This window comes from Actinomyces sp. ICM39 (assembly GCF_000282935.1).
GTDB lineage: Bacteria > Actinomycetota > Actinomycetes > Actinomycetales > Actinomycetaceae > Pauljensenia > Pauljensenia odontolytica_B.
The window spans coordinates 17,937-39,153 of record NZ_ALCB01000129.1 but is presented as its reverse complement, the minus strand read 5'-3'; the positions used below and the strand labels follow the sequence as shown (position 1 = coordinate 39,153).

Annotated in this window: 11 protein-coding genes and 2 tRNA genes; 2 read left to right on the top strand and 11 right to left on the bottom strand. The window is 65.1% G+C overall.

Annotated elements, in window-relative coordinates; translation table 11 throughout:
* Positions 1 to 120: 120 nt before the first annotated feature.
* Positions 121 to 6,957, bottom strand: a complete 6,837-nt coding sequence (locus HMPREF1137_RS08450; RefSeq protein WP_502685354.1) for an SdrD B-like domain-containing protein — start codon at positions 6,955 to 6,957, stop codon at positions 121 to 123.
* A 655-nt stretch (positions 6,958 to 7,612) separates the two neighbouring features.
* Here HMPREF1137_RS08450 and HMPREF1137_RS08445 point away from each other — a divergent pair.
* On the top strand, positions 7,613 to 9,040 hold the full coding sequence (locus tag HMPREF1137_RS08445) for a cryptochrome/photolyase family protein (RefSeq protein ID WP_009054335.1): 1,428 nt from the start codon (positions 7,613 to 7,615) through the stop codon (positions 9,038 to 9,040).
* A 129-nt stretch (positions 9,041 to 9,169) separates the two neighbouring features.
* Here HMPREF1137_RS08445 and HMPREF1137_RS08440 read toward each other — a convergent pair.
* From HMPREF1137_RS08440 to HMPREF1137_RS08435, 3 genes are all read right to left on the bottom strand, one after another.
* Positions 9,170 to 9,242: transfer RNA gene (locus tag HMPREF1137_RS08440), tRNA-Ala, on the bottom strand.
* 11 nt (positions 9,243 to 9,253) lie between these two features.
* The gene (locus HMPREF1137_RS10560; protein ID WP_003791404.1) at positions 9,254 to 9,388 is read right to left on the bottom strand and encodes a DLW-39 family protein; all 135 of its coding nucleotides are present in this window, start codon (positions 9,386 to 9,388) and stop codon (positions 9,254 to 9,256) included.
* Positions 9,389 to 9,418: 30 nt separating this feature from the next.
* Positions 9,419 to 9,495: transfer RNA gene (locus HMPREF1137_RS08435), tRNA-Ile, on the bottom strand.
* A gap of 124 nt (positions 9,496 to 9,619) precedes the next feature.
* Between HMPREF1137_RS08435 and HMPREF1137_RS08430 the strand changes: the two genes are divergently transcribed.
* Entirely contained in the window at positions 9,620 to 10,498 is an 879-nt protein-coding gene (locus HMPREF1137_RS08430) for an Mbeg1-like protein (protein ID WP_009054289.1), read from the top strand.
* 582 nt (positions 10,499 to 11,080) lie between these two features.
* Here the strand turns inward: HMPREF1137_RS08430 and HMPREF1137_RS08420 are convergent.
* From HMPREF1137_RS08420 to dnaN, 7 genes are all read right to left on the bottom strand, one after another.
* Positions 11,081 to 11,473 carry a DUF3566 domain-containing protein gene (locus HMPREF1137_RS08420; protein WP_009054296.1) on the bottom strand — a complete coding sequence of 131 codons (393 nt, stop codon included), beginning with the start codon at positions 11,471 to 11,473 and terminating at the stop codon, positions 11,081 to 11,083.
* 127 nt (positions 11,474 to 11,600) lie between these two features.
* Positions 11,601 to 14,219, bottom strand: a complete 2,619-nt coding sequence (gene gyrA, locus HMPREF1137_RS08415) for a DNA gyrase subunit A (RefSeq protein WP_009054293.1) — start codon at positions 14,217 to 14,219, stop codon at positions 11,601 to 11,603.
* 75 nt (positions 14,220 to 14,294) lie between these two features.
* Positions 14,295 to 16,319, bottom strand: coding sequence for a DNA topoisomerase (ATP-hydrolyzing) subunit B (gene gyrB / locus HMPREF1137_RS08410; RefSeq protein ID WP_009054297.1), 2,025 nt, complete (start codon positions 16,317 to 16,319; stop codon positions 14,295 to 14,297).
* A gap of 299 nt (positions 16,320 to 16,618) precedes the next feature.
* Positions 16,619 to 17,659, bottom strand: coding sequence for a DUF5067 domain-containing protein (locus tag HMPREF1137_RS08405; RefSeq protein ID WP_009054292.1), 1,041 nt, complete (start codon positions 17,657 to 17,659; stop codon positions 16,619 to 16,621).
* A 104-nt stretch (positions 17,660 to 17,763) separates the two neighbouring features.
* Positions 17,764 to 18,552: a DciA family protein gene (locus HMPREF1137_RS08400; RefSeq protein ID WP_009054287.1), complete on the bottom strand. Its 789-nt coding sequence runs from the start codon at positions 18,550 to 18,552 to the stop codon at positions 17,764 to 17,766.
* Positions 18,545 to 19,741, bottom strand: coding sequence for a DNA replication/repair protein RecF (recF, locus tag HMPREF1137_RS08395; RefSeq protein ID WP_009054337.1), 1,197 nt, complete (start codon positions 19,739 to 19,741; stop codon positions 18,545 to 18,547). The genes HMPREF1137_RS08400 and recF overlap by 8 nt, the downstream gene beginning before the upstream one ends.
* A gap of 1 nt (position 19,742) precedes the next feature.
* Complete coding sequence (gene dnaN / locus HMPREF1137_RS08390) at positions 19,743 to 20,879, bottom strand: DNA polymerase III subunit beta (protein ID WP_009054327.1); 1,137 nt, start codon at positions 20,877 to 20,879, stop codon at positions 19,743 to 19,745.
* Positions 20,880 to 21,217: the final 338 nt, after the last annotated feature.

The following is a 21,217-nucleotide window of genomic DNA, read 5'->3' as shown; positions in this document are numbered from 1 at the left end:
TGGCACACCAAGCAGCCCGGCCCAGCAGGCACCCGGGTACGCCAAAGGGGCGGGTACCGAAGTACCCGCCCCTCACTCAGCCACTGCCTCGTCGAGGCTCAGGCCGAATGATCCTCAGTCCTAGCGACGGCGACGCATCCACAGGAACATGCCGCCAACGACGGCCGCTCCCAGGCCAGCACCGCCGATCAGGCCGTCGAAGCCGGTGCGGGCGAGGCCCTTCTTCGGCTTGGTGGCCGGGACGTCGGGCGCGACGTAACCGAAGTTCACGCCGGTGACCTTCTGGTTGTCGAAGCCGATCGTGATCTCACCGGACATGGAGTCGGCGATGCCGTCCGGGTCCTCGGTCTGGTCGAGGCCGGCGAGGTCGCCGTCCGGGTGGACCTTGACGCGGTAGGTGCCGGCGGGCAGCTTCTCGAAGGAGTAGTTGCCGTCCTTGTCGGTCGTCGTGGTGGCCACGACGTTGCCGTCCTTGTCGAGCAGGTCGACCGTCACGCCGGAGAAGGTCTCTTCACCGTCGGTGTAGGAGCCGGACTTGTCGGAGTCGCGGTAGACGCGACCGGCGATCGAGTAGTCCGGGACGTAGCCGAAGTTGACCTTTTCCTGCAGGGAGTTCTCCGGGCCCATCGTGTACACCGCGGAGGTGTCGTCGATGGTGGCGTCGGGGTCCTCGGTCTGGTCGTAGTCCTTGATGGACGAGGAGCGCACAACCTTGACGGTGTACTTGCCGTCGGGCAGGTGCTGGAAGGCGTAGTTGCCGTCCGCGTCGGTGTCGAGGGTCTGGATGACCTTGCCGTCCTCGTCGAGGAGCTGGACGCTCACACGCTCGAGGCCGGGCTCGTCACCGTCGATCGTCTTGTCGCGGTTGTCGTCGCGGTAGACGGTGCCCTTAATGGTGTTGTTCGGGACGTAGCCGAAGTCGACGTCACCCTTGGTGGGGTTCTTCTCGTCGAGGGTGATCGGCTCGGACGCGTTGTCCAGCTTGTTGTCGGGGTCGCCGGTCTGGTCGGTGTCGGTGAGGGCACCGTCCTTGACGACCTTGACGGAGTAGGTGCCGTCGGGCAGGTGCTCGAAGGAGTACTTGCCGTCCTTGTCGGTCGTCGTGGTGGCGATGACCTTGCCGTCCTTGTCGAGGAGCTGGACCGTCACGCCGGAGTAGCGTCCTTCGGTGTCGCCCTTCTTTCCGTCGCGGTCGCCGTCGCGGTAGATGGTGCCGTTGATGGAGTTGTTGGCGATGTAGCCGAAGTTGACGTCCGTCTGGGTGCGGTGGTCGTTGCTCAGCGAGATGACGCCGGAGGTGGAGTCCTTGGTGGAGTCCGGGTCCTCCGTCTGGTCGAGGTCGGTGAGGGCACCGTCCTTGACGACCTTCACGGTGTAGTCGCCGGCGGGCAGCTTCTCGAAGGAGTAGGCACCGTTCTCATCCGTCGTGGTGGTCGCGACGACCTTGCCGTCCTTGTCGCGCAGCTCGACGGTCTGGTTGGCGTAGCCCTTCTCGCCCGCGCCGTGCGACTCGGAGCGGTCACCGTCTCGGTAGACGAGGCCGTGGATCGAGTAGTCGGGAACGTATCCGAAGTCGATGTTGTCCTTGGAGGGGTTGTCCTCGCCCAGGGTCACCGGTTCGGAGGCGTTGTCCTTGTTCGCGTCCGGGTCCTCGGTCTGCTCGGTGTCGGCGAGCTCGCCGTCCTTGACGACCTTGACGGAGTAGGTGCCGTCGGGCAGCTTGGAGAAGGAGTACTTGCCGTCCTTGTCGGTCGTCGTGGTACCCACGACGTTGCCGTCCTTGTCGAGGAGCTGGACCGTCACACCGGAGTATCCGGGTTCGGTGCCGTCCTGGTCGCCGTTGCGCGAGTCATCGCGGTAGACGGTGCCCGACAGGGAGTTGTTGTTCACGTAGCCGAAGTTGACGTCCGTCTTGGACGGGTTGTCGTTGTTCAGCGTGATGGGCTCGGAGGCGTTGTCCTTCGTGGCGTCCGGGTCACCGGTCTGCTCGAGGCCGGCGATGGGGCCATCCTTGACGACCTTGACGGAGTAGGTGCCGGCGGGGAGCTTGTCGAAGGAGTAGTTGCCCTTCTCGTCGGTCGTGGTGGTGGCGACGACGTTGCCGTCGGCGTCGACCAGGTTGACCGTCACGCCCTCGTAGAGCTTCTCATCCGTGTCTAGCGCGCCGGAGCGGTTGCCATCACGGTAGATGGTGCCCTTGATGAAGTAGTCGGGCACGTAGCCGAAGTTGACGTTCTTCTTCGTCGGGTTGTCCTCGTTCAGGACGATGGGCTCGGAGGCGCTGTCCTTGGTGCCGTCCGGGTCCTCGGTCTGCTCGAGGTCGGTGAGGGCTCCGTCCTTGACGACCTTGACGGAGTAGGTGCCGTCGGGCAGGTTGTCGAAGGAGTAGTTGCCGTTGGCGTCGGTCTTGGTGGTCGCGATGACCGATCCGTCCTTGTCGAGGAGCTGGACCGTCTGCTCGGGGTAGCCGGCCTCTCCCCCGTTGAGGGAGTTGGAGCGGTTGTCGTCGCGGTAGACCGTGCCGGAGATCGAGTTGTTCGAGATGTACCCGAAGTTGACGTTCTCCTTGATCGGGTCGTTCAGCTCGAGGGTGATGTCACCGGAGGTGTTGTCCTTGGTGGCGTCGGGGTCCTCGGTCTGGACGAGGTCGGCGATGGGGCCTTCCTTGTGGACGCGGACCTTGTAGGTGCCTTCCTCGAGGTTGGTGAACGCGTAGGCGCCCTTGGCGTCGGTGGTCGTGGTGGCCACGACGTTACCGTCCGAGTCGAGGAGGTCGACGGTCACACCCTGGTAGAGCTTCTCGCCGTCCTCGAGGGACTCGGAGCGGTCGGCGTCACGGTAGACGGTGCCCTTGATCGTGTAGTTCGTGGCGTAACCAAAGTTCACGTTCTTCACGGAGGGGTTGTCGTGGTTCACCTGGACGACGCCGGAGGTGTTGTCCTTGGTGCCGTCCGGATCCTCGGTCTGCTCAAGCTTCTTGAGGAGGTCGGAGGGCTCCACCTTGACGGTGTACTTGCCGGCGGGCAGCTTGGAGAAGGAGTACGTGCCGTCTGCCTTCGTCGTGGTCGTCGCGACGACCTGGCCGTCCTCGCCGAGCAGGTTCACGGTGATGCCGTCGAAGCCGGGCTCGGAGTTGTTGAGCGACTCGGAGCGGTCCTTGTCGTAGTACACGGTGCCGGAGACCGTGTAATCCTCGGCGTAGCCGAAGTTGACGTTGATGACATCCGGGTCAGAGCGCGTGAAGGTGATGGCCTGCGAGCGCGAGTCCGTCTTACCGGAGGGGTCCTCGGTCTGCTCCTTGTCCGCCAGCGGGCCGGTCTTGTCGACCTGGACGGTGTAGGTACCGTCGTTCAGGCCGGTGAAGGAGTAGTTGCCATTCGCGTCGGTCGTGGTCGTACCCACGACGTTGCCGTCCTTGTCGAGCAGCTTCACGGTGACGCCGGACAGGTCGATGTCGCCCGTGTTCTTCGTCTTGTCGCGGTTCTGGTCGAGGTAGACGGTGCCGGAGATCGCGTGCTTCTTGATGTAGCCGAAGTTGACGTTCTCGCGGACCGGGTTGTCGGCATTCAGGGTGATCGCGCCGGAGGCGTTGTCCTTCGTGCCGTCCGGATCCTCGGTCTGGGTCAGCTCGGCGATGTCGCCAGCCTTGGTGACCTTGACCGTGTAGGTTCCGGCATCGAGGCCGGTGAAGGAGTAGTTGCCGTCCGCGTCGGTCTTGGTGGTGGCGACGACGTTACCATCGGCGCCGAGCAGCTCGACCGTGATGTCCTTGAAGGGGTCCTCACCGTTGTCGAACGAGGAGGACTCGTTCGCGTCGTAGTACACCTTGCCGGACAGGCGGTGCTTGACGGTGATAGACGCCGAGGAGGAGTTATTGCCGGGCACGAGGTCGTACTCGGGCGGGTTCACGAAGGCGGCCGTGTTGTTGAGGGTCTTGCCGTCGGTGTCGGCGTTCAGCGTGACGGTGACGAAGAGCGAGGCGTATTCGCCGGCGAGCATGTCGCCAATGGTCCACGTGGTGCCGTCGAAGGTGCCGGCCTCGTCGGTGCCCTTACATTCCTGCGGCAGGCCGGTCGTGTAGCCGGAGGCGCACTTGTGCGTCTCGGCGGACACGAAGGTGGTACCGGCGGGGAAGGCTTCCTTGACCTTGAGGTCGGGGGCCTTGCCCTGGCCGATGTTGCCGGCGTCGATGCGGTAGGTGACCTGGTCGCCGGGCTTCAGGTTGGAGGCGTCGGAGACGACGGTCTTGTTGAGGGCGACGTCGAGCGCGAGGGCCATGGCGACCTTGATCGGCTCGGCCGGCAGGATGGCGCGGTTGTTCGAGGCCTGGGTGGCCGCGATCGCGACGGACTCGTAGGCGATGCCGGTCGCGTTATCGGGGGCCTTGATGGGCGCGATGATCGGGATCGATGCGCCGGCCTTGATCGGGGTGGCCTTGCCGTTGATGTAGATGCGGTAGGACTTCACGTCGGCCCACGAGGCCGGGGTGGTGGTCCAGTTGTTGTCGCATCCGGCGGGGCCGGCTGCCATGGCGTCGCCCTGGTTCATGACTTCGCCGCGGCAGGGGTTGTAGGAGGTGGAGTATTCGATGGTGACCTGCGAGGGGTCGATACCCGAGCCTGCACCGACCTGGAGGGGGCCGGTGAGGATGGGTGCCCACTCGGAGCCACGGGAGTCGCCGCCCTGGATGGCGGTGTCACCAACATGGGGCAGGATGCCGTACACGGTCATGTCGGACAGGTCCGCGTTACCGGAGTTGGTGGGGGTGATGCGGTACTGGCCGTCTTCACCCTGGCGGATCATGGACACGCCGTCGGTGTACTTCTTGTAGGTCGAGCCTTCCACGGAGCCGAGGCTCTCGAGGACGACGTCTGCGCCAGCCTGCTCGGAGACCGTGAAGGTCGAGGAGACGGGGCAAACCTGGTCGGCCGTATTGCCATCACCGTTGACGTCGTAGGTGTCGTCGGTGGAGCCGTAGAAGCAGATCGTGGTCTTCTTGGAGGTCAGCGCGTACTCGGGTTCGGCCGCGGAGATGTAGGCCTCGTTCTTGTGCGTGCCGGCGCTCATCGAGGGGCCGACCTTGCCGCGCAGCTGGATGGTAGTACCACCCTTGGTCTGGTAGCCGGGCCAGGTGACCTGGACGAGCTGGCGGGTGCAGCCGGTGGCGTCGGTGACGTCGCGGACCGTGACGGTCTTTTCCTTACCTGCGGGACCGCCGGTGACGGAGTCCTCGACGAAGGTCATGCCGCAGGGCAGCAGGTCGGAGATGACGGGCTGGGAGTCAACGACGGTCGAGGTGTTGTTCGCGGTGACGCTGAAGGTAACCTCGGAGCCGGGGGACGCCAGGTTGCCCTTGATGGTGGACTTGGCGTTGTAGTACTTGGGCAGCGCGGTGCCCAGGGTGAGGATGTCGCAGTAGTCGTCGGCGGGGATCTGGATAGATCGGGAGCCGTCGAGGGACTTCATGGACCAGTCGGTGACACAGTTCTGGACGCGCACGTACTGGTCGGACTTGCCGGCCTTCCATGCGGCGGAGTTGGTGTCAGCCTCGACGTAGGTCGTGCCGTCCTCGGTCGTGGGGGTGCCTGCACCGACGGGGCCGGCGACGTTGAGGATCGAGGACTCACCGGCGGGGATCGTCTGCTTGTAGTGGAAGACGGTCAGGTACTCGTCGGCGGCGAAGGAGGAGAAGTCGAATGCCTTGCCGCGGTAGACGGTCTGAGTGCCGGTGTTGCCCTTGTTGGTCCAGTAGGTGATCTCGATGGGCGTCGTCGTCTGGGTGTCGATCGTCTTGACGCGCATGAGGGGCTTGTCGCAGTCCTTGGAGCCATCGGTCGGCGACACGAGGCCACAGGTCAGGTAGTCGGTGTACTCCATGACGACCGGGACGTTGGAGTTGTTGGAGTAGCTGTACAGCCAGTTACCCTGCTTGCCACGCTCGAACTGGCTCATGGCGCGCTTGTTGAAGCCGCCGCCGTAGCGGATCTCGCTGTCGAAGCGGTGCGTGAAGGAGGCGTCGGCGGTGACAACGTTGGTCTCGTTGTGCATCTCCTTGCCGGTGAGCTTCGCGGTGTTGGTGACGGTCTCATCCGTGCAGGTGTCGTCGTAGTGGACGGTGACGGACAGGACGATGTTCATGAACGCGGGGTTGACGTCGCCGACGTTCCAGGTGACGGTGTGGGTCGCGGCGTCGTAGGAGCTCTCGACGGTCGCGGCCGTGTTCGTCTTGGTGTTACCCGAGGCCGAGGAGGACACGTACTTCGCGCACGCCGGCAGCGGGTCGGTGATGACGACATCGGTCATGTTGGACTTGCCGTTGAGGCCGTCCACGTTAGTGTCGTACTTCGGCGTGATCTGGTAGGTCACGTCGACGTTCTTGGGGGTCGCGACCGGGCCGGTCTTGCTCAGGAGAGGCGTCGGCTCGGACTTGATCGTGACGGTCGCCTGGGAGGTTTCCTTGCTGTCCCCCGAGGTGAAGGTCGCGACCGGGGTGACGGTGGAGCCGCCGGGGGTCACGCCGCGCGGGGCGGTGAAGGTCAGGACCGTCTGGAACGACGAGCCTGCGGCGACTGTTCCGAGGTTGTAGGTGACGAGGCCGTCGGCGCCCGCGGTCGGAGCCTTGATCGTGGGGGTGACGACCTTCTTGCCGGCGGTGGCCGTGGCGTTGACGCCTTCGGGGGCCGAGTCGAGGTTCGAGTTACCCGCGGGGGTCACCGTGTGGGGCAGCGTGATGCTGACAACCGAGTCGAGGCAGTCCTCCGTCGTGGAGGCGCAGGAAAACTCGACGACGTAGCGCTGCTCGACACCTGAGAGGTACGAGGTCTCGTCGGGTGTGATAGCGAGTTTGAGCGTCGGGGCCGCCGCATATGTGGGCAGCGTCGTGACGCCGAGCATAACGAGGGCGGTCGTGACCAGCATGGCAAGCAGCTGGGCCGGCTTGGAGGCCTTCGACCACATGAAATTGGTGTGCACAGCCTTCTCCTGAATGTGCGAAAAGTGTATGTTTCAAGCCAATTTTACGAGTTTCTCAACAAGTGTGAAGACGCTATTTTCCGAGATGAGAAGCCTTCCAACTTCACCTATGTAGGTCAGTTTTCAAACAATGATGAAGCGCCGACAAACAACCGTCCACACGGTTTATACACAACTGTGCATAGCACTGTGGATAAATACGGGCTTTCAGTGCAGCTGATGGGCCACTTTGCATGTTTTTTGTGACGTGGCACCCTGATTCTCCACCGGTAACCAGGTGGTCGGACAAGTTTTATCCGAGCGCACAATATGGCCTCAGCAGCGACGATGACCTATTCAAGTTGTCGAAGCTCACAAATTCCCGTAACCATCAGGTTGCGGGTGACACGTGGCCCTACGCACAATGGCTGAGAATTGTGGCTCGGCCACGCGCCGTCCCCAGACCTCCTGGCGTATCTCGTGGCACCGCTCGCCTGTCAAGTACGATGAGCACCGACGATAACGTGCATGAACACAACACTCTGCGCCCGGGTTTGGGTGGAGACCTTCCGTGATCGAGAGCAGCAGCCGATGACCCTCCCACCCTTCGCCAACACGATCACCGGCCAACTCCTGCGCTGAACACTCTCAAGGACCATCCATGACCACACTGATCTGGCTTCGCGACGATCTCCGTCTGGCTGACCATCCGGCCCTGACGGCCGCATGCTCGGCAGCACGTGGACCCGTGGTGGCACTGTGGATCCACGAAACCCGCAGGACCGATGACGACAACAACCGGCACGGCCCACGCCCGCTCGGTGCGGCCACCCGGTGGTGGTACCACCGCAGCTTGCAGCAGCTGACACCGCGGCTTGCTGACCTTGGCATTCCACTCGTCTTCGCCCGGGGTGATGCCGCGAACGTCATGCGCCGAGTCGTGGACGCCTTGCAACCTACCGTCGTGCACTGGACACGACGCTACGCCCCGGCAGCCTGCCGACTGGACGCCGCCATCAAGCAAGAGTTGAAATCCCGCACCGAGGTGCACAGTCACCCCGGCAGCCTGCTCGCCGAGCCCTGGCTCATGCAGACGACCAACGGCTCCCACTACCAAGTTTTCACACCGTTCAGCCACGCCGTCGCCGACCTGCCCCTCGGTCCCCTCCTGCCCGAGCCCTCACCGGTCAACAAGCCAGACGGCGCGGCCACAGCCCTCGCCTCGTTGCGGGAGAACGGTGTCCTGCAGAACTTGGAGGACATTGGCTTGCTCGACGACGGCCCCACCTGGTGGGAAGACACCCTCGCACAGCACTGGGAGCCCGGTGAATTGGCAGCCCAACAGCAACTGGACACCATCGACAGCTGGCTGCCCGGCTATGCCACACGCCGTGACCTGCCCGGGGAGGAAACATCCACCAGCAGAATCTCGCCGAGGTTGCGGTGCGGGGAACTATCGCCGCGCCAAGCCGTGGCCGCAGCCCGTCGCAGCACGGCCTCGGGCGAGGATATCGCCGCGTGGACCAGGCAACTCTACTGGCGCGAGTTCAGCTGGCATCTGCTCCACCACCGCGAGCATCTAGAGGACACGCCCATGCGTCCAGCTTTCGCGGAATTCCCCTACGATCCCGACGACCACCTGGCGCTGGCCTGGCGACAGGGCCGCACCGGTATCGACCTCGTCGACGCTGGAATGCGGCAGCTATGGCAGACAGGCTGGATGCACAACCGGGTGCGCATGGTCGCTGCATCGCTGTTCACCAAGAACATGCTCCAGCCCTGGCAAGACGGCGAGCAGTGGTTTTGGGAGACTCTCGTGGACGCAGACGAGGCCAACAATCCTGTCTCGTGGCAGTGGGTGGCCGGCTGCGGCGCGGACGCTGCGCCCTACTTCCGCATCTTCAACCCTGAACTCCAGCGAACCCGGTTCGACCCGCGCAGCCGCTACGTCAAACGCTGGATCCCAGAGGGATCCGATCGGCCTATCGTACCTGTCGTCGACCTGGCTGAGTCGCGACGCGAGGCGCTCGCCGCTTACGAGCATGTACGTGCGGCATCTGCAGCCCATGCCAGGCCTCACCGTGGTTGAGGTGAGTGTCCACGGGATGACGCCGACGCCAGAGCCGCCTCACCAACGCCCGTGGCTGGGTCCAAGACAGCAAAAAGGCCCGAACCGAAACCATCCAAGATGGCAAGGGCTCGAGCCTTGTACGTCGAGTGGAGCTAACGGGACTCGAACCCGTAACCCCCTGCTTGCAAAGCAGGTGCGCTACCAATTGCGCCATAGCCCCGTTGGAGGAACTCAGTCCTCCACGGCGTCCGTGACGGACGTCCACAGGTCAGCATTATCGGAAAGATCAACAAGAATTTGTCGGACGGCGATGCCGACGGCCACGACGGATCCGACAGCCACACAACAGGTGACCCATTTCTTCATGATGATCCTCCGCTTTCGCTCGCCTGCGGATGGTGGGCCTAGGTGGGCTCGAACCACCGACCTCAGTCTTATCAGGACTGCGCTCTAACCTACTGAGCTATAGGCCCAACCGGCACCCTTGCGGGCACTCGGATATAGTACACAGCACAGGGCCATCCGGCAAAATCGAGCGTTGGTGACGTCCAACACGACCGTGATCGTCCGGCCCTCGACGGAGAGGAGGGGGGCCTCGTGACCACCGTCATCGAGCACGTCCGAGACTCGCGCACACCGCTACGAGCGGACCTCTCCCCCGCTGACGCCCTCGCTCTCTCCTGCCTGGTCTACGTGGATTTTCACGCGCTGCCCGGGCCTCGTTCCCCGCGCGGATGCCTGCTCCGAGAGGCCGCCCAAGCCTCGTCCATCCCGTCTCTGTATCGCTATTCATTGGCGTCCCACGCCGATCGTCCCCTCTTGGAGGCCGCCGGTGCGAGCGCGCGCTTCGGGAGCCTGCGCGTGCGCGACGCGGTCACTCGACTGACGTCTCGCCCGCTTGCTCAGTTTGGTGCCGTCACCTTCATCGACGAGGCCGGGGCGACCTACGTGGTCTTGCGCGGGACGGATGCAAGCGCGGTTGGGTGGGCGGAGGATGCCCGCTTCGGCCTCGATTTTCCGACTGATTCGCAGCGGTGGGCTACCAACTACCTGGCGTATGCGGCGTCGCGGGCCGATGGGCCACTCACCGTGGTCGGCCATTCAAAGGGCGCGAATCTCGCGCTATACGCGGCGGCGGCCACCACTCCCCCAGCGCTCGAGAGCGTCTATGCGTTTGATCCCGTGGGTTTTCCAGCGCCGGTTGTTGACGGTGGATTTTTCGCGAGCATCGACGGGCTGATGCACATCTACGTGACGGCGGGTTCCTGGGTGAGTCCGCTGCTCCCCCTGCCCGCGCCGGCCACCGTCGTTGCGTCGACCTGGCCGGGGCCACTTAGCCACAACCCGTATGCGTGGCGGTGTCAGAGGTCTTCGCTTGCTTCCGATCACCGTCAGCCGTCGCGGTCGGGTCGGTTTCTGCGTGCTGTTGTTAGCCCGCTGTTGCCGGCTCGCCTGACGCGGATTGGCATCAACTAGCGAACCGGCCACGCAGGTGGACACCTGGGCCCAGCCACCAGGCGCTCAGCAAGCACACGCACCATCCCAGACACCACTGCGCCCAAAACGCAGACCACCTCGCCCGCAACACCCCATTTTCAGCGTTTTTCACTGAGGTGGTCTGCACTTTGGGCACGACACCAGTCCAAGAGGCGGCCTCATCGCCACCAAACGGGGGGAATTGCATCATTAGAGGCGCGACACGCCGACGACACGCCGGCAGTCAGCTCCTAATGCTGCAAAACCCCCATTGCTGCCGGTGCCGAGAGCAGCGGAGGGGCCGGAGGGCCAGGCCACGCTGCCCGTGGGCGGCGGCGGGGCACACGTACCAAGCACCGCCCGATTGGAGGCCGCCGCGTGGCCTGCGGGGCCTGGCCGGGCTTCGAGACGACGCGCCGAGCGAAGCTCGCAGCGCGGACGGCGAGCGGGCGGGCAGGCCACGCGGCGGCCGGAGATCAGGCGGGGCTACAAGGAGATCAGGCGGGGCTACAAGCAGCGCGATAACCGTCGCCAGGCATAGCAAAAGGGGCCGGCATCAGCCGACCCCTTGCGCGAGTGCCCTCACTCATCCATGAGGGACACCTTGACGCCGCCCACCAGCGAGGCGACGACGTTGTAGAGCATGGCTCCCAGCGTCGACAGGGCGGTGAGCAGGATGACGTTGATGACGGCGACGATCGTCGCGTAGGAGATGACGCGAGGCAGTCGAGCGTAGTCGAGCAGGTCCACGAAGCGGCCGGCACCGACGGTCTGCAGGAAGTCCTCGATCTGGCTGAACACGTGCATGGCGTCGACCATGAGCCACAGGATGATCGTGGCGACGACCATCGCGATGCCCAGGGCGACCGACAGGAGGAAGGAGACCTTCATGACGGTCCACGCGTCGATACGCGCGATTGCCAGGTCAACTCGGCGGGGAGCGTCGCTGCGGGCGCTCGAGACGTGGTCGCTCATGGGTTTCCTTCCAGGTCGCACTTCCTACCTGCCAGGCTACCGCATCGCCTGGCACCGGCGCTGGTTCCGCGCCGCTTTGGCAGATTGATCACGGGACGAGGCCCCCGCCTCGTCCCGTGATCATCCGTCAGTTCTGCGCGTCCGCGGTGTCGTCGCCCTCAGAGGCCGTGGCCTCGTCTGCGGGGGCGTCGGTCCCCTCGGCGGCATCCGGGGCCTGGGTGGCCTCGGTGTTCTCGGACTCGTCGGTCTCGTCCTCGTCGCCCGAGTCGGAGTTGCGGGTGATCGCGATGATGCGGTCGCCGTCGTCCGGGCGGGCGAAGATGACGCCCATAGTGTTGCGGGCGGTGGGTCGCACGTCGGAGGCGTTGACCTGGACGAGCTTGCCGGACTCGGTGATGACCATGACGTCTTCATCGGGTCGCACGACGAGGGCGCCGACGAGGCCGCCGCGTTCGTCGACGAGCTTGCCGACGCGCACGCCGAGGGTGCCGCGCGACTTGGTCGGGTATTCCTCGACGGGGGTGCGCTTGGCGTAGCCGGACTCGGTGACGATCAGCAGGTCGGTGTTCTCGCGCGGGACCTCCATGCTGAGCAGCTCGTCGTCGCCGCGGAACTTCATGCCGCGCACGCCGGACGTGGAGCGGCCCATGGAGCGCAGCTGGTCGTCGGTGGCGGTGAAGCGTACGGCCTGGCCGTCGCGGGAGACGAGGATGAGGTCTTCGTCGGCCATGATGGTCTGTGCGGAGACGAGCTCGTCGGGCTTGCCGTCCTCGTCCTCGCGCAGGTTGATGGCGATGATGCCGCCGGAGCGGGGCGAGTTGTACAGGCTCAGCGGGGTCTTCTTGACGAGGCCACGCTTGGTGGCCAGGACCAGGAAGTCAGCGTCTTCGTAGGTGCGGATCGCGAGGACCTGTGCGATGTGCTCGTCGGGCTGGAAGGCCAGCAGGTTGGCGACGTGCTGGCCCTTGGCGTCGCGACCGCCTTCGGGGATCTCGTAGGCCTTGGCGCGGTAGACGCGGCCGAGGTTGGTGAAGAAGAGCAGCCAGTTGTGCGTGGTGGTGACGAAGAAGTGCTCGACCACGTCATCGCCGCGCAGCTGGGTGCCGCGCACGCCCTTGCCGCCGCGCTTCTGCGAGCGGTAGTTGTCCGTGCGGGTGCGCTTGGCGAAGCCGTCGCGGGTGATGGTGACGACGACGTCCTCTTCGGGGATGAGGTCTTCCATCGACATTTCCCCGTCGAAGGGGAGGATGCGGGTGCGACGCTCGTCGCCGAATTTGTCGACGATTTCGCCGAGTTCGGCGGAGATGATGGCGCGCTGACGCTCGGGCTTGGCGAGGATGTCGTTGAGGTCGTCGACGCGGGCCTTGAGTTCGGCGTGCTCGTCCATGATCTTCTGGCGCTCGAGGGCGGCCAGGCGGCGCAGCTGGAGGGCCAGGATGGCGTCGGCCTGAATGGCGTCCACGTCGAGCAGCTCGATGAGGCCGGCGCGGGCCTCGTCGACCGTGGGGGAGCGGCGGATGAGGGCGATGACCTCGTCGAGGGCGTCGAGGGCCTTCAGGTAGCCTTCGAGGATGTGGAGGCGCTCGAGGGCCTTGCGCAGGCGGAACTTCGTGCGGCGCACGATGACGTCGATCTGGTGGTTGATCCAGTGGCGGATGAAGCCGTCGATCGACAGGGTGCGGGGCACGCCGTCGACGAGCGCGAGCATGTTGGCGGAGAAGTTCTCCTGCAGGCTGGTGCGCTTGTAGAGGTTGTTGAGGACGACCTTGGCGACGGCGTCGCGCTTGAGGACGATGACGAGGCGCTGACCGGTGCGGCCGGAGGTCTCATCGCGGATGTCGGCGATGCCGCTGATCGCTCCGTCGCGCACGAGCTGGGCGATCTTGTCGGCCAGGTTGTCGGGGTTGACCTGGTAGGGCAGCTCGGTGACGACGAGGCACTGGCGGCCCTGGATTTCCTCGACGTTGACGACGGCGCGCTGCGTGATGGAGCCGCGGCCGGTGCGGTAGGCGTCTTCGATGCCCTTGTGGCCCAGGATGGTGGCGCCGGTCGGGAAGTCGGGTCCGGGGATCAGCTTGATGAGCGCTTCGAGGAGCTCTTCGCGTGACGCATCGGGGTGCTCGAGGGCCCACTCGACGCCGCGTGCGAGTTCGCGCAGGTTGTGCGGCGGGATGCGGGTGGCCATGCCGACGGCGATGCCTTCGGAGCCGTTGGCCAGCAGGTTGGGGAAGCGCGCGGGCAGGATGGTGGGTTCCTGGTTGCGGCCGTCGTAGTTGTCCTGGAAATCGACGCATTCTTCGTCGATGTCGCGGACCATTTCCATGGCCAGGGGCGCCATCTTGCACTCGGTGTAACGGGGTGCGGCGGGGCCCAGGTTGCCGGGGGTACCGAAGTTACCCTGGCCGGCGACGAGGGGGTAGCGCAGCGACCAGGGCTGCACGAGGCGCGCGAGGGCGTCGTAGATCGCGGCGTCGCCGTGGGGGTGATAGTTACCCATGACCTCGCCGACGACGCGGGAGGACTTGGAGAACGAGGAGGTGGGGCGGTATCCGCCGTCGTACATGGCGTACAGGACGCGACGGTGGACGGGCTTGAGGCCGTCGCGCACGTCGGGCAGGGCGCGCCCGACGATGACGCTCATGGCGTAGTCGAGGTAGGAGCGCTGCATCTCCTTTTGCAGGTCGACCTGGCGGATGCGCTCGGTGTCCGAGATGTGCCGCGCGTCAGTAGTCTGCTCGTCGCTCACGTTTTTCCTTACGTTGTTTCTGCTCGATCAGGCCCGCCCGGTACGAGGCCGGGGCTGGGCTGGTCGTGGGTGATGTCAGATGTCGAGGAAGCGCACGTCGGTGGCGTTGCGCTGGATGAACGTGCGGCGTCGGTCGACGTCGTCGCCCATGAGGATCGTGAAGGTCTCGTCGGCGTCTGCGGCCTCGTCGAGGGTGACCTGCTTGAGGATTCGGCTGGCCGGATCCATGGTGGTCTCCCACAGTTCGTGGTCGTTCATTTCGCCCAGACCCTTGTAGCGCTGGATGCCACCTTCCTTGGGCAGGCGGCGGTTCGCGGCGGCGCCGGCGGCGAGCAGTTCGTCGCGCTCCTTGTCGGAGTATGCGAATTCGTGCTCCGCGTTGGTCCACTTGATGCGGTACAGCGGGGGCATGGCGATGAAGGTGTGGCCACCCTCGATGAGGGGTCGCATGTAGCGGAAGAGGAGGGTCAGCAGCAGCGTGGCGATGTGCTGGCCGTCGACGTCGGCGTCCGCCATGATGACGATCTTGCCGTAGCGCAGCTTCGAGATGTCGAAGTCTTCGCCGATGCCGGTGCCGAAGGCGGTGATGAGGGAGCGGATGGTGTCCGAGGACAGGGCTCGGTCCAGGCGCGCCTTTTCGACGTTGAGGATCTTGCCGCGGATCGGCAGGATCGCCTGACGCTCGGGGTCGCGGCCGCCGACGGCGGAGCCGCCTGCGGAGTCGCCCTCGACGATGAAGATTTCGCACTCGGAGGGCGTGCGCGAGGAGCAGTCGCGCAGCTTGCCGGGCATGGAGGCGGATTCGAGGACGCCCTTGCGGCGCGTAGCCTCACGGGCCTTGCGAGCGGCGACGCGGGCGGCCTGGGCGGCCTGGCCCTTAGCAATGATGGCCTTGGCGTCGGCGGGGTGGGCGTCGAACCAGTCGGTGAGCTTGGAGTAGACCTGCTGGGCGACGAAGGTGCGAGCCTCGGTGTTGCCGAGCTTGGTCTTGGTCTGGCCCTCGAACTGGGGCTCGGTGAGCTTGATAGAGATGACGGCGGTCAGGCCTTCGCGGACGTCGTCACCGGTGAGGTTGTCGTCCTTGTCGCGGATGATGCCCTTGTCGCGGCCGTAGCGGTTGACGAGGGAGGTCAGCGCGGTGCGGAAGCCCTCCTCGTGCATGCCGCCCTCGGTCGTGTTAATGGTGTTGGCGAAGGTGTGGACGGACGAGGAGTAAGCGGTGGTCCACTGCATGGCGATTTCCACGCTCATGGTGCCTTCGTCGTTTTCGGCTTCGAAGTCGATGATCTCGTTGTTGATCGTGTCGGACTTCTTGGCGGAGTCGAGGTATTCGACGTAGTCGCGCAGGCCGTGCTCGTAGCAGTAGGTGACGGTGCGGTGGCCCTTGGTCTTCTTGTCCGAGGCCTCCTCGCCGCCGGCGATCTCATCGCCTTCGTCGGTGGCGAACTCGCGCTCGTCGGTCAGGGTGATGCGCAGGCCCTTGTTGAGGAAGGCCATCTGCTGGAAGCGCTGGCGCAGGGTCTCGAAGTCGAATTCGACGGTTTCGAAGATCTCCGGGTCGGGGTAGAAGACCTGGGTGGTGCCGGTCTCGTTGGTTTCTTCGCCGCGTTCGAGGGGGGTGATGGGGGTGCCGCCGTTTGCAAACGACATGCGCCAGACGTAGCCCTGGCGGCGGATCTCGGTGTTCACGCGGGTGGACAGGGCGTTGACGACGGAGATGCCGACGCCGTGCAGGCCGCCCGAGACGGCGTAACCGCCGCCACCGAACTTGCCGCCGGCGTGGAGGATCGTCATGACGACCTCGACGGTGGGCTTGTGCTCGGTGGGGTGCTCGTCGACGGGGATGCCTCGGCCGTTGTCGACGACCTTGATGCCGCCGTCTGCCTGGATCGTGACCTCGATGTGGTCGGCGTAGCCGGCCAGGGCCTCGTCGACGGAGTTGTCGACGACCTCGTACACCAGGTGGTGCAGGCCGCGTTCGCCGGTGGATCCGATGTACATGCCCGGGCGCTTGCGGACGGCTTCCAGGCCCTCGAGGACGGTGATGTCCGATGCGCCGTAGGACTGTTCGCCTTCGGCGGTCTTCTCGTTGTCAGCCACGTGGCTCCCCTCGCATTGCGCGAAAATAGATGTTTAACCTTGTAGATTCTACCAAAAGTGACGCTTGTACCCGGGATTGACAGGCTCGGAGGGTTACTTTACAAACTGTGTGATTGCAACGAAAACTCGACTGTGATGAGTCACATGCCGATTGTGGCTGCAGCTGGGACACACGGGGCCGCCCTCCCGGCTGGGAGGGCGGCCCCGTTGCGCGCGTTCAGGCGGCTCGACCGCGTGCGTTACGGTCACCGCCGCAGCGCGACATGTGCCTGTCGATGCAGGCCGCGCACGGCGTCAGATCACTTCGGATCCCAGAAGATGGGCTCAATTTCATTGCTGTTGTCGAACAAGTCAAGACCTAGGATGGTGACGGTCTCCGTGGTGCTCTTGAGCTTGTAAGCGATCACGACCGTCCTGGTCTCACCCACGTTCATCTTCCTTAACAGATCCATAGGTGAATAGCCTGGAAGATCTTTCTTGAGGAATGTCGCGGCATCCAAATGCTCATCATTTTGATACATCAGCGGCAGGGCGGCGAGGGGGCTCACATCCTCGTTCTTGTTGTTGTTGGTGATCGTGTACGTTGCGACCACGGTCGGATCGTTGTCGTCGTCGCTCGGACCCAACTCAATCTTGGTGCTCTCAACGTGGACAGTTCCGCCAGCAAGATCGGCGACATAGCGGTCTTTCGATCCGCTGTTTCCCTTCGATGACCCGGAACCAGAACCCTTGTTTCCGTTGGACGAACCGGAGCCAGAGCCGCTGCCCTGGTCGCCGTTAGACGTTCCGGAGCCACTCGACGTACCGGAACCAGAACCGGAATCTGAGCCGCCCGACGAGGACGAGGTACGGTCCGAGGACGGACCCGACGCGCTCCTCGAGCTGGAGCCGAGCATGCCCCACACGACGAGGCCGCCGATCATCAGGAGGACGACGATGCCCGCAACGATGCCAATCAGAAGGGGAGCCTTGGACTTCTCGCCCTGCGGGGGAGTGCCCATCGGAGACATTCCGGGCTGTCCGTAACCCTGCGGGTAGCCGCCCTGGTTCTGCGCGCCGTAGGCGTTGCCACCCTGGCTGCCGTAGGGATTTGGCGTGTTCGAAGCGCCGTAGGGATCCGATGAGCTCTGCCCGCCGTAAGGATTCTGCGTGTTCGAAGCGCCGTACGGGTTGGACGCGTCCTGCCCGTAGCTCTGCTGCTGGGGCTGGGCACCATACTGGCCCGCCCCGTACCCCTGCTGCTGAGGCTGCGCCCCGTAGGGACCTTGGCCGTAGCCCTGCTGCCCCTGAGGGTTGTTTCCCCAACCGTTACCGCCCTGCTGCGCGTACGGATTGCTCATCGTTACTCCTCGTCAAATTCGCACTGGTGTGCGGGATTCAATCTGAAGACTAACAAAATCCGACCACGTGGGGGAGTCCCTCACCTATTTTCTCGAGTGTTGACCTACCCGTAGTCCGCGCGAGGGCCTCGGCCACGCACGACGTAGGGGCCTTTCTTCCACGAGGGGGCGACGGGTCCTCGGATGATGACCTGCTCGACGACGCCGGACCCGACTTCCTCGGCGATTCGCCGCTCGATGGTGGGCAGGAGAAGCTGGAGCTGTTTGGCCCAGGCTGTGGAGTCGGTGCGCACGACCAGGCGGTGCCCCTCGAAGGTCTCTATGCGGGCGTGTTCGGCGACCTGGGGGCCCACGATGTCGCGCCATTTCGCCATGATCGACCCCATCTTGGTGGGGGTGTCCCATTCTCGGGTTTTGATCGTGCGGGCCAGGATCACGCCCAGGGAATTAGCCCTCCGGTAGCGCGGGCGCATGGCTGCCATGCCGGGGGCGCGGCTCCACGAGGCGCCGGTTCCCTCCAGGGCCTGGCGCAGGGCCGCGAGGTCGCCCTCGGGGTCTTCTTCTGTCGACGAGGCCGGGGCTTCGATCCCGTTGGCGTGGCGGTAGGCGGCGGCTCGGGCTGCGGCGCGCGCGGAGACGTTCTCCTCGTCGGCGAGGCGGCCGAATCCGTCGGTTTCGATGGCGGCATATTCGCTGGATCCGTCGAGGCTGCGTCGGGGACGTGTTTCGTCGAGGCCCCACGAGGGCAGGGTGGACCTCGTGTAGCCGTGCGTGCGGGCGACGCTCTGGGCTCGTTCGAGGGCGCGGACGACGAACTCGTCGGCGTCGACTTCGTCGCCGGGGGCCTCAGATCCGCTCAGCTCGTCGGCGGCCACGTCCTCGCGCTCACTCATCGTCGGCCTCGTCGATGACAGTGCCGCGCTCGGGGTCGAGGCGCACGCGCAGGGCGTGGTGGTCGAGCGAGGCGGGCAGGTCGCCGGCGACCGCGCAGGTGACGATGATCTGCTCGGCCTTCGAGGCAAGGGCGGCCAGGCCCTCGCGGCGCGAGGAGTCGAGCTCGGCGAACACGTCGTCGAGGATGAGGATCGGTGTGTCGCCGTCGTCGCTGAGCAGTTCGAATGCGCCGAGGCGCAGCGCGAGGGCAACCGACCATGATTCGCCGTGCGAGGCGTAGCCCTTGACGGGCATCGCGCCGAGGCTGAGGGTCAGGTCGTCGCGGTGTGCGCCGACGAGATTGACGCCTCGCTCGGTTTCCTTCTCGCGTACCGACGCGAGGGCCGCGAGCATGCGCTCGGTTTGAGCCTCCACGTCGGTGAGATCAGCGCTGGCCGGGTTGTCGGGGTCGGTGCCGATGACGCGGTCGACCGAGGCATCGAAGGCGAGGCGCAGGTGGCGCGGGGAGTCGGCGACGTCGTCGTAGGAGCGCGCGGCCGGCTCTTCCAGGCGCGATGCGATGGATGCGCGCGTGGCGGTGATGCGCGCAGACAGGGCGGCAAACTGCTGGTCCCAGATCTCGAGGGTCGACAGGTCGGGGGACTGGCCGCGGCGGAGCGAGGCCTGGGCGGCCTTCATGAGCGCCGCGCGCTGGCGTGCGACCCGGTCGAAGTCGGAGCGCACGGAGGCGTGTATGGGGGAGAGCTGCGTGGCCAGGTCGTCCAAGAAAGATCGGCGCACAGACGGGTCGCCGCGCACGAGCGAGAGGTCCTCGGGTGCGAACACGACCGTGCGCACGATGCCCAGAATCTCGCGGGGCTTGACCTGCGCGCGGTTGATGCGCGCGCGATTGGCCTTGCCGCGAACGATTTCGAGCTCGATGACCTGCTCGCGGCCCGAGGCCACAACACGCGCGCGGATGACGGCACCACCCGGGGCGGCCTCGGCCTCGTCGATGGGGATGCGCACGAGGGCACCCTCCGCGCCGACCCTGTGCGACGAAAACGTGGACAGGTAGGCAAGCGCCTCGACGAGGTTTGTCTTTCCCTGGCCGTTCGCGCCCACGAGCACCGTGGGGCCCTCGGGCAGCTCGACGACCCCGTGCTTCCAGGAGCGGAAGTCGTCGAGGGCCAGGTGGGAGACGCGCACGTCAGATGCCGAAGCGGATGGGCATCAGCAGGTAGCGGAACTGCGTGACCTCGCCCTCGTCGGCCTTCTTCTGGCCGGTAATGACGGCCGGCTTCGTGGGGTGCGTGAAGCCGAAGCGCACGTAGTCGGTGTCCAGGACCTGCAGACCGTCGATGAGGAACTGCGGGTTGAACGCGGTCGAAATATCGTCACCGTTCAGGGTCGCCTCGATGGCCTCGGAGGCCTGGGCGTTGTCGCCCTGTCCGGCCTCGAGGACGAGCTGGCCCTCGGTGAATGCCAGGCGCACGGAAGTCTTGCGCTCGGCGACCAGCGACATACGCTTGACGGCCTCGAGCAGTGCGTGGCGATCGACGACAGCCTGGATCGGCGTCGTGTCAGGGAAGAGGCGGCGCACGGCGGGGTAGTCGCCATCCATGAGCGTCGACGTGGTACGGCGTCCCTGGGCGGTGAAGCCGATGAGGGACGAAGCGCCGGGCTGGGACTCGCCGGATAGGCCGACCTCGACCTTGGCGCCCGAGGTCATCGACTTGGCGACGTCCTGGAGGATGCGGGCCTTGACCAGGGCGACCTCTTCGATGGAGGTGTTGGTGGGCTCCCAATCGAGCTCGCGCATGGCAAGACGGTAGCGGTCGGTGGCCAGCAGCGTGATCGCCGGGCCGTTGATCTCGATGCGCACGCCCGTCAGCAGGGGCAGCGTGTCGTCGCGCGACGCGGCGATCGACACCTGGGAGACGGCCTGCGACAGCGTCGAGGAATCGATCGCGCCGATGCCCGTGGGCTGCGCAGGCAGCAGCGGGTACTCGTCGAGGGGCATGACCGCGAGCGTGAAGTGCGAGGAGCCACAGACCAGGTTCACCTTCTGGCCATCGAGCTCAACGGAGACGGGCTTGGAGGGCAGAGACTTGGAGATGTCGGCGAGCAGACGACCGGAGACCAGGACCTCGCCGGCCTCGTCGACGGTTGCGGGGATGTGCGAGTTCGCGGAGACCTCGTAGTCGAAGGAGGACAGAGTCAGCTCGTCGCCTTCAGCCTTGATGCGCACGCCGGCCAGGATCGGCGATGCCGGACGCACGGGGAGCGCGCGGGCGGTCCACGACACGGCTTCGGCCAGAACATCGCGGGCGACGGTGAACTTCATAGCTGCCTCCAAAACACAAAACGGATCGGACACTACTTTACCCACAAGTGTGCCCACGTGGGGCAGGAAATTTGCCTCGCGCGTGCCATCGCGTAGCGTCGGCGGCGACGTTGTTGTGCGGAGGCCTGTGAAAAAATTTTTGTCATGTGACTGTCCTTCCATCATAAGGGCTGTGAGTTCTGTGGATAACTCCCTTATGCGGCGGAATTTCAATCAAATAACTGTGCTGTCATTATGGGACGAGGCTGTGGATTCGTCACGTGGTCCTGTGCACGAAGCAAATGACAACTTTTTGAGATCCACAGGCATGCCCTCTTTCTACACAGCTTGAGCTCGCT